Genomic DNA, 14,762 nt, shown 5'->3' on the forward strand with positions numbered 1-14,762 from the left:
TTATTTACGGCAGACATAAAAAACCGCACCTGCTCAACTATCAGGTGCGGTTTCAACGGTTGTTATAACTTCAATCAGAAGCTATAACGGGCACTCAGTACAAAACGTCTGTCCAGTTCCTGAACAAAGAACGTGTTGTTTTGTGTACGGCCATACTGACGCTGACCTTCTTCCAGTAAGTTGATGACATCAAGGCTCATGGTGAAGTCATCAGTGAAGTCATAACTTACGTTCAAATCTAACTGCTTGTATTCATCAATGAACAGCGGGTTACGCTGTGACGATACAGAACGGTTAACTTCTGCCAGGAACGCGTCACGCCAGTTGTAAGCGATACGGGTAGACAGGCCATTCTTCTCGTAAATTAATACGAGGTTAGCACTGTCACTTAAGCCTTCCAGTGCGAACTGCTCAATGGCAGGGCTCGCACCTACATCGTAACCGATATCACCGTCTACGATGGTGAAGTTAGCCTGGTAGCCGAAGCCACTGTCGCCGAAGAAATGCTGCCATGCGAACTCGTAACCGGAGATACGTGCACTCTGGTTGTTCACAGGTTGAGTCACCTCAAACTGCATTTCCGGGTCACCGGCTTGCGGCTCAACGTTGTTTGAAGCAAATACTGCATCTGCGAATGCCTGACCTTCTTCGAACTCATCAGCACCACCCGGGAAGTTATCCGGGTTGGTTAACAGTGCTGTCATGGTAAAGAAGTTACGCTCTGTCACTTCTACACCACGGGCTTCCAGTTCAGCAATCGCTTCAGCAGACACGGTACCGGCTGCACCGGAAGTAGGGTCAAGCAGACCGAACAGACCTTGAGAAACCTGCTGTGTACCTACGAAGTTGTCTACGTCCTTACGGTAGTAACCAATAGACACCATAGACGCATCACCGTAGTAATACTCTAAAGACAGATCGAAGTTATTTGATTCCAGCGGATCCAGCGCGGCGTTACCACGGCTACCGGAACCTTGTCCGCCCAGGTAGGTAGGACGACCAGGCGCACCCACTGTAGTAGCAGTGTACATCTGGTTATAGGCCGGACGGGCCAGCGTCATGCTGTAAGAAGCACGGGCTTTCAAATCGTCAGTCAGGTTAATCGAGAAGTCGATATTCGGCAGGAACGCTTCATAAGAATGTTTCTGCGACAGTGCCTGCGTTTCATCACCCAGAACCATACGGAAGTCGTTGTCTGATACCCAGTTGATTTGCAGCGGAACGGTTTGTAAAGAAATCGACTCTACGTCTGTTTTCTCATAGCGTGCACCGACTACCAGATTAGTCTCGAAACCACCCAGTTCGCCGTCCATTGACGCCATACCGTATAAAGACAGAATGTCTTCTTTCACTGTGTTATCAGCAGAAGAAATCGCATTGAACGTATCCAGAGTGTAACCGTACATAGGCGCGATGGCGTTGACCAGCTCTACCGCATTACCCTTGAATGACACGCTACCTAACGGAATAGTCGTTGAACCGGCCGGAACAGCCATGGCGTCAGCACCAGCTACGCCAGTGATATTGGTATCTTCAAACGCACAGGCAGTACAGGTGATTTCCAGCAGACCTTCCGGAATATTACCTACATCAGCTACACCCCAGCCACCAAGCTGCGCTTCGGTCTCAAAACGGTTCTGGTTCATCTCAGTAGAGATATAACCTACACCGAAGTCGATTTTCACGTCTGCGCCCTGATCCCAGGTACCGTCAAAGCGGACCTGATCAACAGTTTGCTTCTGGTTAGATTCAATGGCACGGGCTACCTGAGGACCTACGTCCGGCATATCGAAGATGCCGTTATTGTTACCCTTAATTGAGTCGTCTACCACGATGCTCACTTGCGGGAAGCCTGAAGACATGTCAACCGTCTGCCAGCCAGCAGTTGCACCGGCAACGTTCATACGTACAACGTTTTTACCGGAAGGACCATCACCACCACTTGTAGCTTCTGATGACGCCACGTCGAAACGCAGGTTCAGTTCGTCTGACACCCACCAGTTCGCATTTAAGCCGAAAGAGTGCATTTCATCTTTCGCGGCCAGCGCCAGGTTCTGGAAGAAGAAGTCTTTACCGCCGTCGATGTCTTCACTGAAACGGATAGGTGTGGCAACAATGGGGTTACCATCGAATTCCATGTCAGTAAACTGACGGGCAAACCAGACACCATCAGTGATAGAGGTGGATTCCATGGTATTGCTTGCATAGGTCGCATCAGCAGTAATGGTCAGAGTATCTGACGGAGCGTATTGCAACGTAACCATACCGTTTAAACGCTCACGGCTGTCTTCGTTCACACCGTAACCTACGTTAGGTGGCATCGCCACCAGCTGACCTTCTTCCGGTGGATTGGTAACAGTTGCCCCGTCCACCAGACCAAAGGTACCCGGTGAAGTAGAATCCCAGTTAAACAGCTGATACTGAGACACGTTCATCACGCGGCTACCGGAATTACGTTCCTGATAAGAACCAAATACTGCTACACCCAGGGTATTGTCGTCGTTAGACCAGTTACCCATACCACTCAGTTCCGGCGTTACGCCGTCACCACTTTCGTCTTTCATTGCCTTAGCACCGAAAGACATGCGGTTTTCACCCTGAGACAGTGGTTTAATGGTGTTAATGTTAATCGTTGCACCGATACCACCTGACGGTACTGCTGCACGGCCGGTTTTGTATACTTCAATACCGCTTACACCTTCAGAGGCAAGGTTAGAGAAGTCGAATGAACGGGTAGAACCGGAAGCACCCTGGTCATCTGAGTTACCGGTAATTGATGCTACGTTTGCAGCCGGCATCTGACGGCCGTTTAACGTGATTAAGTTGAAGTTACCACCAAAACCACGCACGGTAACTTCAGAACCTTCACCGTTTACCCGGTTAATTGATACACCGGTAATCCGTTGAAGTGATTCTGCCAGGTTAGTATCAGGGAATTTACCCATGTCTTCTGCCGAAATGGCGTCAACAACACCAGATGACTGACGTTTCACGTTCATAGACTGAGACAGTGATCCCCTAACACCACGGACTTCAATCTGTTCCATTTCTTCCGGCGCTTGCTGAGCAAAGGCCTGTGACGCAACCACAACGCTTAGAGTACCTGCCACCGCGCATGACAGTTTTGATTTTTTAAACATTATTTGGTTTCCAATTGAGTTTTTGTGACACAAATGAAATGCATGTCCCTTACTGATCGCCCCGTGATATCGATGTCATTATGGTTTCACGCTTTGGCTCTCAGACCCCATCACACATTTCGCGTATCGGGCTATTTCTCTCTTTATCGCCCTTTTTGTTGCATTAAACGCTTAAAAGGTTAATTTAATGTAACAGGTAGGTTATATATTAAACATGCGTTTGATTGCAAGCATTTTGTAAAGGCACTTAACAAATGATATCGATAGTCATTTACATGTAATAAACTACCTGTACCCTTCTGTACTTTTCTCTGACACCGTTACTTCACTCTCTTCACTACACTGCCATTACCTTGAGTATTCGCCGGGGCGATAGGGACATTCCGGATAAACGATGCGGATTTCGTTGAAAGCCTCTTCGATGATGAGCAAAGATGAACGGATAATTTTGTTTTTCGAAAATCAGGGCAGGCTTTGTCTGTCCGTATCAGGAGTCCATTATGTTCGAACCGTTCAAGGGCAATTACGTCTGGAATCTGCAAGTTAATCTGGCGCTCGTATGCGGCGGCAATCACGGCGAAGTGGATGAAGCTTGCCGGCCTATTCTGGAGGCTGCCGCTAATGGCGAGGATGCCGGTACAGAATTGCTTTTTGACAGCTGGATTGCAGTGGCGAAGCAGGTCGAAGAGAACGCCCGCAAAGATGAAGAAGAAGGCTATTTGTTGTCTGCCGGAACAAAGTACGCCCGCGCATCCGGTTACTATCTGTCTGCCGAACGCATGCAATCCAGAGACTATGCTCCCCGCTGGGAAGCCTATGACAAAGGCCTTGCGCTGTACCGTAAACACGTAGAGTGCAGTGGTTTATATGTCGATTTTGTGGATATTCCTTACGAAGGCACGTCTTACCCCGCAATTTTCGTTCACGACGGCAGTGGCATTAAGCGTCCGGCGCTGGTTTCAGTAAATGGTCTGGACTCGATGAAAGAACAGGTGAACATGGCGGGTCATGGTAAATCTAACCTGGACCGGGGCATGTACACTTTGTTTGTGGATCAGCCCGGTACCGGAGAAGCACTGCGTAAACGCGGCCTGACTGCGGTGTACGATACAGAAAAGTGGGCAACACCGGCATTCGACTATCTGGCATCACGTGATGATGTGGACGCCAGTCGCATCGGCATTTTCGGATTATCACTGGGTGGTTATTACGCGCCACGTGCGGCTGCAAATGAACCCCGTTTTGCACTGTGCGCAGTAATGGGTGCTAATCATGTTTGGGGCCAGAGACAAAAAGAGCGCATGGAGCGTGAAGGTGAGAACCCTGTGCCACATTATTGGGATCACGTGCTGTGGGTATGGGGAAAGGAAAACCTTGATGACTTTATGGCTTATATGCCCAATGTGACACTGGACGGTCAAATTGAGAAAATGAAGATGCCGTTTCTGGTTACCCACGGTGAAGGCGACCGCCAGATTCCGGTAAGTAACGCCTATCGTTCATATGAACAGGCAGTAAACAGTGCACACCGCCATATTCGTGTATTCACCAAAAAAGATTTCGAAATTGAACACTGTGGCGCAGATAACGGTACCGGCATGCGGGATTACATTGCCGACTGGTGCGCAGCAGAATTTGAGAAAATGAAGTAACACGTTTTTAAAGCTGACGCCAAAAAACACACCGGAATCCTCTCCGGTGTGCTTGTTTCATCTGCCCACCAATTGTTTCCATCCTGTATCTGAGTTGTAAATAACCTTCATCCAATCAAGCGATTTCAAACCCGCTCCCCATCTCTCTACACTGCTTTTAAGTTAAAGAAATGATGGATTTACCATGAATATAGTTGGTTTAGACGAACTGGTATTCGGTGTTGACGACGTACAGGCTTGTTGTCAGTACCTCACCGATTACGGCCTTGTTCCTGTGGATGTATCTGATGAGGGTGGCCGCTTTGAAGGACAGGATGGCACCGCTGTTATCATCAGGCATAAAGATAATGCAGCACTACCTGCACCGTTACCTACCGCATCAATGCTGAGACAAACCGTGTATGGCGTAGATAACCAGGCCACACTGGATGCCATCAGGGCGGAACTGAGCACTGACCGTGAAGTGGTCACCGGTGAGGACGGTAGCCTGTCTACCGTGGACAACAGCGGTTTTGCGCTGAAGTTTCAAATCACCTGCCGTAGGGCGTTTACCGGTAAAAATGAGCAGATTAATTCTCCCGGTTTCGCACCACAGCGTCCGGTAAATGAACCCGGCGCAGATGACAGCTACGACATCATTCCTGCCAGCTTGTCTCATGTCGTTTATTTCGTTCCGAATATTAAAGAGGCAGAGTCGTTCTACATCGACAGGCTCGGGTTCCGGGTTGCCGATCGTTTCACCCAGTTAGGGCCGTTTCTGCGCCCGCAGGGCACCCTTGACCACCACTCACTGTTTCTCATTGATACCCCGCCGCATATGCAGGGTTGTGAGCATTTTACTTTCCACCTGGCCGGGCCTAACGAGCTGCTACTGGCGGGCAAACGTTTTCAGGATAAAGGCTACGAAACCTTTTGGGGTCCGGGCAGGCATATCTTCGGTTCAAACTACTTCTGGTACTTCAACAGCCCCATGGGTGTGCACGTTGAATACGATGCAGATATGGATCTGCATGATGACAGCTGGACGCCACGGGAAGCCATGGCCAGCGCAGATGCCTCGCAAATTTTCAATTTCACCCTGGTGAAAAAATGGATGCCCGGTGGCGATCCGCACTGATGGCATCACCCTGTGTGCGCTGGACGATATTCCGCTGAATACCAGTAAAGGTTTCAGCACCGGCGCACAGCAGGCAGCGTCTATTTTTGTTGTGAGAACCGGCCATAGCAGTATTGCTGCTTTTCGTAACAGTTGTCCGCACAAGGGCTACGAACATGCGTCCATGGCCTGGAAAAAAGATGCTTTTCTGGACGGGTCTGGCCAGTTCATTAAATGCGGCTCACACGGCGCACTGTTCGAACGCAACACCGGTTTATGTATTTCCGGCCCCTGTAAAGGGACTCACTTAACGCCGGTACAGGTAGAAATAAACAGTCACGGGGATCTGGTCTGGTACCCTGGCTCAGAAACAAAAAGAGCATGAACATGACATCATCAGTAAATAAAGTGCTAATTGTCGGTGGCGGCTTCACCGGAATGTCTACAGCCATTCTGCTAAGTAAACAGGGAATAGAAGTACACCTTGTTGAGCTGGATGAAAAATGGAAAACAGACGGTGCCGGTATCACAGTAAGCGGTCCGTCGCTGCGGGCCATAGAGCAGATTGGCCTGATTGACGAATTCCGCCGCCACGGTGCTATTTGCCAGAACGTCGACATGCTCACTGCAGACGGTACATTCCTGCGTCAAATTGTTACCCCTGCAGTCCCCGGCTCAAGTATTACCGGCGGTGGCGGCATCATGCGCCCGGTACTAGCCGGTATTCTGGCTGAAAAAGTGCAGCAAAGTGGCGTACATGTTCACCTTGGCTGCACCTACGAAACACTGACAGAGCAGGAAGAGGGCATTAAAGCCATTCTGACAGATGGCTCTGAGCATGTGTTTGACATGGTACTCGCGGCAGATGGTGTGTTTTCTAAAACCCGTGAACAGTACTTTGAAGGTGCACCGGTGCCTCAATATACGGGTCAGGTGGTGTGGCGCGCGGTGGTGGAACGTCACGGTCTGGAACGTCCGGCATTGTTTTACGGAAGCAACGGTAAACTTGGTTTTACCCCGGTATCATCCACCCACATGTACCTGAATTACACCGAACAACGGCCACAAAAGTCCCGCATCGCTGATGACGAACTGCTGCCTTACCTGCAGAACCTGATTGCGCCTTTTACTGCACCGGTTATTGAAGCTGTGAAAGCAGAACTCTCTGAGTCATCCAGTATTCTGGCACGCCCGCTGGAAGGGATGATCATGCCCCGTCCCTGGTTTAAAGGCCGGATATTGCTGATGGGGGATGCAGTTCATGCCACAACACCCCATCTGGCGTCGGGTGCAGGTATGGGCCATGAAGATGCTGTGGTGATAGCCGATGAAATTGCATCAGGTGGCACGGTAGAAGAGATCTTCACCCGCTTCGAGAATCGCCGCTGGCCCCGTTGCAGTATGATTGTGAATAACTCCCGCCGACTCGGTGAAATCGAGCAAACCGGCGGTTCAAAAGTAGAGCATATTCAGGTTATGGCGTTGACCATGAGCGCATTAATGGCGCCAATTTAACCCCTGCTTATTAGTAATACGAAAGCCTTAAGTAAAATAATGTTTTCTTTGTTGTAATCATATAGTTAAAAAATGATACTAGTGCTTTAGGGCTTTCATGCAGGTTTTCTCATGCGTTTAAACAGACTCGACCTCAATTTACTGGTAGCACTGGATGCCTTGCTGACCGAACGCAGTATTACGCTGGCAGCTGAACGTATTTGTTTGAGTCAGCCTGCCACCAGCGGTGCTCTGGCGCGGTTGCGGGAATTCTTCAATGACGATCTACTGGTGCGGGTGGGTGCGAAAATGCAGCCTACCCCGCTGGGAGAAAGCTTGGCCGAACCGGTTCACAATATTCTGTTGCAAATTCAGGCAACGGTAGAACGGGGCATTGAATTCGACCCGTTTACCTGTAACCGGAAGTTTAAATTTCTGGCTGGCGATTACAGCAGTACAGTGCTACTCACAGCAGTAGCCAAGCATATCAATACCCTGGCGCCGGAAATCCAGTTTGAATTTTTCATCCCCACCAATAAGCCCGGGGAAATGCTCGACCGTGCAGAAGTGGATTTTATGATCATGCCCACGTCGGTAAAGGTTGATCATCACCCTTCAGTAGAACTGTTTTCAGAGAAATTTGTCAGTATCGCCTGCGCACAGAACGATGCCGTGCACAGTAACATGACCATGGATGAGTTCCTGAACCTGGGACACGTTACAGTAAAATTTGGTACCAGCCGGGTAACCAGCCAGGACCAGGTACTGATGAAAGATCAGTGGCGGGTTGAACCTAATGTGGAAATTATTACTTCGACCTTTAACGCCATTCCCCAGTTTTTGCCCGGCACCGGCAGAATTGCCACGGTTTACCAGCATCTCGCAGAGCACTGGCAAAAACTCATCCCGATAAAAATTGTGCCGCTACCCAAACCACTGCCGGAAATCGCCTGGGCATTGCAATGGCACAAATACCGCGATCATGACCCGGCACTGGTATGGTTACGTGAGCAAATTATTACTACAGCCCGCGAAACCTTCGGCTGACCACAATACAAGCTTCACGGCGACTATCGGTAAAACAGATAGTCGCTGTTTACCAAATCAAATATTCCCTCAAAAGCCCCGCTGTTACACTTTCTTCACAACTCATTGCGGAGAAAAAACTATGCCGGGACATCAAGGCAAAATAGCAGTAATTACCGGCGCAGCCGGTGCATTAGGGCGGGAATTCGCTCTCGCTCTGGCATCACGGGGATGCGATATCGCCATAGCCGACATTCAGGATGCATCCGGCGTGATAGCAGAGATTCGTGCCACCGGTCAGCGGGCTTACAGTGAAATTGTTGATTTGTCAGACGCAGAACAGGTCTCGCAGTTTGCTGATAACGTGCTGAATGAATTCGGTCAGGTAGACATTCTGGTTAATAACGCCGCTTTTATGCCGGTAATACCCCTGGCGGAACTTGATTTAGCCACCTTCCGAAAATTTGAAGCCATTAACGTAGAAGCGGCATTCATTCTGGGCAAAACCTTCGGTATGGGCATGGCTGAACGGGGTTACGGACGCATCGTTCAAATCGCTTCCAGCACCACCGGCACGGCTATGCCCGGGTTTTCGGCGTATGTGACAACCAAGATGGCGGGGATTGGTCTGACACGCGCACTGGCAGCGGAATTCAGTTCTTCAGGTGTCAGAGTCAATGCCCTTTCCCCCGGACTTACCCGTACGCCGGAATCGGCAAAAAACTTACCCCCGCAGTTATTCGACAACGTGAAAAATAACCTGCAACTGATTAAGCAAACCGAAGAGCCTCAGGATTTAACCGGCGCATTATTGTTCCTGACATCGGAAGAATGCGGCTTTGTTACCGGGCAAACCATCAACTGCGACGGCGGCGTTAACTTTTAAGGAGAAGGCTATGAAACTGGCAACACTGAAAAACGGCACCCGCGACGGAACCCTTTTAGTGGTATCCCGTGATTTAACCCGGGCAGCAGACGTTTCCCATATTGCTAAAACCATGCAGCTGGCACTGGAAAACTGGGACGCGGTGCTTGCTGATCTCACCGCCATTTACGACAAGCTTAATGACAATACGGTTTCAGGCGCATTCACGTTTAATCCTCAGGAGGCTATGGCGCCCCTGCCCCGCTGCCACCAGTTCATTGATGCTTCGGCATTTTTAAACCATGGCAACATTATGGAAAAGGCCTTCGACCTGGATGTGAAGAAAGATCCAAACATCCCTATTCTTATTCAGCGTCAGAGCGATGACTTTATGGGGCCCCATGAAGATTATGCATTCCCTTCTGAAGAAGATAATGCCGATTTTGAAGGGGAATTTGCGGTGATTACCGGCGATATTCCAATGGGGGCGTCAGCCTCTGAAGCGCTGGACAAGGTAAGACTGATCACCATTTTAAATGACATGAGCATGCGTAAGCATCTTTTCCGTGAATTACAAATGGGCTTTGGCTTTATACTGGCAAAGCCAGCAACCGTGTTTGCACCGGTAGCGGTTACCCCGGATGAACTGGGGGATGCCTGGAAAGACGGACGTGTGCACCTGAACATGGAAGTGAGCCGGAACGGGGAATGGTTTGGTCACCCTAATGGCGGCGAAATGGACTTTTCTTTCGGGCAAATCCTTCAGCACATCACGTACAACCGAAACATCAAAGCCGGAATGATTTTAGGTTCAGGCACTGTTTCCAGTAAAGACTGGAAAGAAACAGGTTCTGCCTGTCTGGCAGAGCGCCGTGCACTGGACATTCTGGAATACGGTGAAGTGAAAACCGATTTTCTAAAATACGGTGAATCCCTCAGCTTCGACGTGAAAGATCACCTGGGTCAGAGCGTATTCGGCAAAATTGACCACATCATGGTAAAACCATGACCGCTAATGTCGCTTCCTTGTTCAGCGTTGAGAACAAACGCGTAGTGGTGACAGGTGCACTGGGCGGGATTGGCAGTGCCATTGCCCGTCTTTTTCTGGAGGCTGGTGCAAAGCTTATTCTGGCTGACCGTGAGCACAGCTTCCGGGAAACTCCGCCCGGTACAGTGTATATTCCTGCGGATTTCAGTGCTGAAGGCGGTGCTGATGCGCTCATCCAGCATATTCAGAATGCGCCGGTAGACATTGTTATTCACACCGCAGGCATTGAAGGTCATGTGGGAAGCATGGACGACTGCGCTGAGGCCGACTGGTTGCGTACCATGAGAATTAATCTGCTGTCAGCCCAGTTACTGTCTGCTGCCGCAGTTAAAGGCATGCAGCAGCGGGGTGACGGACGGTTAATTTACGTAGGCAGTATTGCGGGCAAACGGGGCACATCGGCCTTGGGGCTGTATTCGGTCACGAAGGCCGGACTGTCTCAGCTTGCCCGCAACTACGCGGTGCAACAAGGCAAATATGGCATTACTGCCAATTGTATTTGCCCCGGTCTTATTGATACGCCATTATCAAAACATCTGCAGGCGGACGCTGCGTTTATGACGAAACGTATGCAACAAACGCCACTTAACCGCCTTGGCTCAACAGATGAAATCGCCGCTACCGCACTTTATCTGGCCAGTGCAGCCGGTGGCTTTACAACAGGTCAGGATATTGTGGTAGACGGGGGAACACTGATCTCAGATTGTTAAGTGTTACCTGCCGGAAATACCGGTGTAGTCGTACCGTCATCATATCCATCGATTCAGAAGCTAATTAAAAAACCCCGCTACAGAAGGTCTGTAGCGGGGTTTTTAGTCTTGTCAATGAGCGGCGCTTTAAAGAGCCACTGACGACTGATTTAAAGCGCCATCGCCGTATTCACAGGGCGTACAGGCTTTATGAGCAACAGTGTCATTACACACATGGCGGCCGCCACTACAGAGAACACCATAAATGCGCCCTGAAAGTTATTACCGCCCACCTGCTGCAACACAAAGGAGAAGCTGACGGTAGACACAAATTGTCCGATAGCAAAGGTTGATTGCCAGATCCCGGTACCCCGGCCACGGAAGCTGAATACCAGAGGAGATACCGCCCAGGTTAGCATGGTAGGCAGCACCATGCCGGCACCGAACTGATTGATAAAGCCGGTGATGATTAGCATTAACGGAGTATCAGCCTGCGACATACCAAAGAAGCCCAGCGCCAGAATCGCAAACTCCAGCAGAATGAGTTTTTGTGTATTGAGCAGTTTGTGAATATAGCGGTAAGCAATCGCACCGGCCGGTACCCCAATACTTGCCACCGCCAGCATCAGACCAGCCTGTCCGGTATCCTGGATATCAAACGTCGCCAGTGCACTGCTTAACTGGAACTGAAGGATGTAGAACATCACACCGCCCACCAGCGTAAAGAAGCACACTTTAACCATGTGTGCCCAGGGGAACTGCGCACCGGGCATATCTGCCTGTGCCGGCGTTGCCGCGACTTCGGTCTCTGCCGCTTCCTGCTTGGTCACATCCCATGTGAATACAATCACGCCGATCATAAACAGGAACGCTAAACCGTAGATGGCAAACGGTCCCTGCCAGCCGTACTGCTGACCCAACCATCCCGCAACAGGAAACAGTAGCATAGCCGTCAGTGACGCCAGTGCCGCCTGACTGCCTAACCATTTGTCCCGCTGTGCTCCGGAAAAGTAATCACCGATAAGCGTTGTACTGCAGGTGATAATGACCGCTTCACACAGGCCAACACCAATGCGAGATAATAACAATGGCGGATAGGTGGTGATAAACAGAGGCAACACACCACATACTGAATATAAGCCAATTGCTCCGATGAGCAGCTTTCTGCGCCCTACTCTGTCTGCCATCCAGCCGGCCAGCGGCGCACCGAGAGCAATACACAAAGCCGGGATGGAGATAAGAATAGGCACCAGGTAATCTGCATGCTCAATATGCCCGAAGGCCTGCATAAGCAATGGCATGATTGGCGCTAACAACACGGCCCCCATCACTGTGAGTGTAATAGGAAGTATCAGAATAATTCCCTGTATCGTACCTGCCTTTCTGGTAACCATGTTGCGTCCTCCCGGAGCCTTTCCGTAGTAGAGTTGTTATTGTTTAATCTTTGCTGAACAGCATTTTTACGATTGTCATGAACTTCGCCGGAGACAGCGCCATCTTCGCGGCTCTGCGTAAGTCTCCGGGCCCCAGACGGGCAGTCAGTGGCATGGTGCCGAAGGTTTTGCCCCGTACCACCAGCTCATCATCTTGTGTATCAATGCTGTCAACTGTCATCAGTTCAGCATCGTTTTCGTCGAACAGTCGCACTGCACCGTCATCCGGCGCCTGTGTTCTGGCCTTCACGGTATTTTTGGATTTGCTTTCGCCGGTCTGGAACGTGCTGTCGAAATCCATGCCCAGATCTTCAAACATCACCATGGCAGCGGCGCGACCCGCCCCCACCACACCACCGGCAGGCGGCATTGACGGACCAACCAGATAAAGTGAATCGATACCCGGCACCTTAAACTGACCGAGATCCGGCGTAGGACGGTGCCCCACACTTTGATAGAAATACGGTGCAACCCCGTGCACATCACCTTCCACCATGGAGTTCGGAGAATTACGCTCCAGGTCCAGTGGCGTATAGAATTTATGAGCGATGATATTGTCGCTGTTGAGGTTCGACACAAACTTGCCCTGTTGCTTCTGGCGTTCTTCACCGTAAGCTTCACGAATGTCATCCCAGCGGCTGCTGCCACCTTCAAGCAGATTGAACGGCGCAAAACCGGTGCTGTGCCACATACCGGCCCCTTTGGGCACACGGGTAGGATCGGTTTTAGATTCATCATTACCGGCAGAGAACATCATGTCGGTGAGTTCACCCCGCTTAAGGGCATCGAAGTCACGCTGCATATCCGCCATGGATTCATGCTGACAAAGGGTAAGCATGATGGCTTTTTCCACGTCTTTTTCTGAAGTCCGGAATTGCACGGGTTCACGAAGATCGTAGTGAGAAACAAACAAACTGAACGCAGCCAGACTGGCATTTTCAGCACGCTTGAGTACAGGTTCAGATACACCATCAACAAACTGGCGGATTTTATGGGGATGCATGGAACCGATAACGGCGTCACGTGCCATGATTTTCTCGCCGGTGGTCAGTTCAACGCCTTTGGCTTTACCGCCTGACACCAGGATGCGCCTGATTTCGCTGTTATAACGAATTTCACCGCCGGTGGCTTCAATGGCACGGACCATAGATTCAGACAGCTTCCCGGAACCGCCCCAGGGTTGCGCCACACCGTAGGTATGCATAAGCGCCGTAAACATCACCGTACCCATGCCAGTGCCGAGCTCATCAGGCAACTGCAGGTTTTCAGACACCGCACGGGCAATGTGCATTTTGATTTTGTCGTGGGTAAACCAGGTGTTAATGATATCCATGCTGCTGCGTTGCATCATGTCCATCATCACACGGCCTTCTTCACTGCTGTCCAGCATAGCCATCAGCGCGCCAAGGGGAGGCTGAGGCTTATACATACCGGGCATGATCATTGGCAGCATGCTCTGGCCGAGTTCCACGAAACGACGGTACGCGTCAGCGTCGCGCTGAGAAATTTTCGCCATGCCTTCGCAGGTTTTATCCAGATCTTTGTAGGTCATCAGTGCAGACTGGTCGGCAAAAATAGTGGCGTGAGGTACGTCTGAATATTTGTAATCCATGCCGTACTTTTTGAACAAATCCAGTTCATCGTTGGTAATAAGCGGATTCGCCTGAATCATGATATGCACGCTGGAGTGCAGATCGTGGTGGTAACCCGGGGTCAGGATTTGCTGTGTGGCTGCACCGCCACCGGCGTAGTCATGGCGCTCCAGCAGCAGTACTTTCTTTCCGGCTTTTGCCAGATATCCGCACGTTGTCAGACTGTTATGGCCTGCGCCCATTGCGATTACATCAAAATCAGCCATTTTTTACTTCCTGTTAAGGGTGAACTTCCGGCAGAGGTTCACCGTTAATTTCTACCGGCGTTGCTTCTGTAAGTACAAAAACAATACGGCATACTTCGTTCTCAGACGGATTCCGCCAAAGATGGATAGTGCCCCGTTGCACTACGATGTCACCGGCATGAAGCAGAGTTTTGTTGCCATCGTCCAGCTCCAGTTCCAGCTGGCCCTGCAGCACAATGCCGTAGTCCAGACTGTTGGTGCGGTGAAAAGGCGACGCCGATTGCGGCAGCATGTCCACCACACGGATCACAGAACCGCCGTTCAATGTGAGTCCGGCATCACGGTAACGACCGTCGGTTTCATCATTGTTTTCCACCGGCAAATCAGGCGCTGTCCAGACAAGTGCAAACTCCGCATCACCGCTGGGAATTAATTTTGTTTCAAAAGCCTGATCGTCTTTGAAAATCGATCTGCCATTCTCA

12 protein-coding genes are annotated in these 14,762 nt (G+C 50.4%); 8 read left to right on the forward strand and 4 right to left on the reverse strand.

Annotated elements, in window-relative coordinates:
• Positions 1-74 precede the first annotated feature (74 nt).
• Entirely contained in the window at positions 75-3,140 is a 3,066-nt protein-coding gene (locus AC4PME_RS08220; RefSeq protein ID WP_119499569.1) for a TonB-dependent receptor, read from the reverse strand.
• 500 nt (positions 3,141-3,640) lie between these two features.
• On the opposite strand from AC4PME_RS08220, the gene AC4PME_RS08225 reads away from it, so the two are divergent.
• From AC4PME_RS08225 to AC4PME_RS08260, 8 genes are all read left to right on the forward strand, one after another.
• Positions 3,641-4,792, forward strand: coding sequence for an alpha/beta hydrolase family protein (locus AC4PME_RS08225; RefSeq protein WP_119499568.1), 1,152 nt, complete (start codon positions 3,641-3,643; stop codon positions 4,790-4,792).
• 184 nt (positions 4,793-4,976) lie between these two features.
• Positions 4,977-5,909: a VOC family protein gene (locus AC4PME_RS08230; RefSeq protein ID WP_119499567.1), complete on the forward strand. Its 933-nt coding sequence runs from the start codon at positions 4,977-4,979 to the stop codon at positions 5,907-5,909.
• On the forward strand, positions 5,893-6,273 hold the full coding sequence (locus AC4PME_RS08235) for a Rieske (2Fe-2S) protein (RefSeq protein WP_119499566.1): 381 nt from the start codon (positions 5,893-5,895) through the stop codon (positions 6,271-6,273). Before AC4PME_RS08230 ends, AC4PME_RS08235 begins: the two co-directional genes overlap by 17 nt.
• A 2-nt stretch (positions 6,274-6,275) precedes the next feature.
• On the forward strand, positions 6,276-7,403 hold the full coding sequence (locus tag AC4PME_RS08240; RefSeq protein WP_161599061.1) for an FAD-dependent oxidoreductase: 1,128 nt from the start codon (positions 6,276-6,278) through the stop codon (positions 7,401-7,403).
• Positions 7,404-7,514: 111 nt separating this feature from the next.
• Entirely contained in the window at positions 7,515-8,429 is a 915-nt protein-coding gene (locus tag AC4PME_RS08245) for a LysR family transcriptional regulator (RefSeq protein WP_119499564.1), read from the forward strand.
• A 121-nt stretch (positions 8,430-8,550) separates the two neighbouring features.
• The gene (locus AC4PME_RS08250; protein ID WP_119499563.1) at positions 8,551-9,294 is read left to right on the forward strand and encodes an SDR family NAD(P)-dependent oxidoreductase; all 744 of its coding nucleotides are present in this window, start codon (positions 8,551-8,553) and stop codon (positions 9,292-9,294) included.
• A gap of 10 nt (positions 9,295-9,304) precedes the next feature.
• Positions 9,305-10,282 carry a fumarylacetoacetate hydrolase family protein gene (locus tag AC4PME_RS08255; RefSeq protein ID WP_119499562.1) on the forward strand — a complete coding sequence of 326 codons (978 nt, stop codon included), beginning with the start codon at positions 9,305-9,307 and terminating at the stop codon, positions 10,280-10,282.
• Positions 10,279-11,031: an SDR family NAD(P)-dependent oxidoreductase gene (locus tag AC4PME_RS08260; RefSeq protein ID WP_119499561.1), complete on the forward strand. Its 753-nt coding sequence runs from the start codon at positions 10,279-10,281 to the stop codon at positions 11,029-11,031. The genes AC4PME_RS08255 and AC4PME_RS08260 overlap by 4 nt, the downstream gene beginning before the upstream one ends.
• 149 nt (positions 11,032-11,180) lie before the next feature.
• Here the strand turns inward: AC4PME_RS08260 and AC4PME_RS08265 are convergent, their stop codons facing one another.
• The 3 genes from AC4PME_RS08265 to AC4PME_RS08275 all read right to left on the reverse strand — a co-directional run.
• Complete coding sequence (locus tag AC4PME_RS08265) at positions 11,181-12,404, reverse strand: MFS transporter (protein WP_491044649.1); 1,224 nt, start codon at positions 12,402-12,404, stop codon at positions 11,181-11,183.
• 43 nt (positions 12,405-12,447) lie between these two features.
• A complete protein-coding gene (locus AC4PME_RS08270) occupies positions 12,448-14,301 on the reverse strand; it encodes a phytoene desaturase family protein (protein ID WP_119499559.1) in 1,854 nt (617 codons plus the stop codon).
• A gap of 13 nt (positions 14,302-14,314) precedes the next feature.
• On the reverse strand, positions 14,315-14,762 hold a 448-nt coding region (locus tag AC4PME_RS08275), incomplete at its 5' end, for a cupin domain-containing protein (RefSeq protein WP_491529557.1).

The organism is Alteromonas sp., from assembly GCF_984505615.1.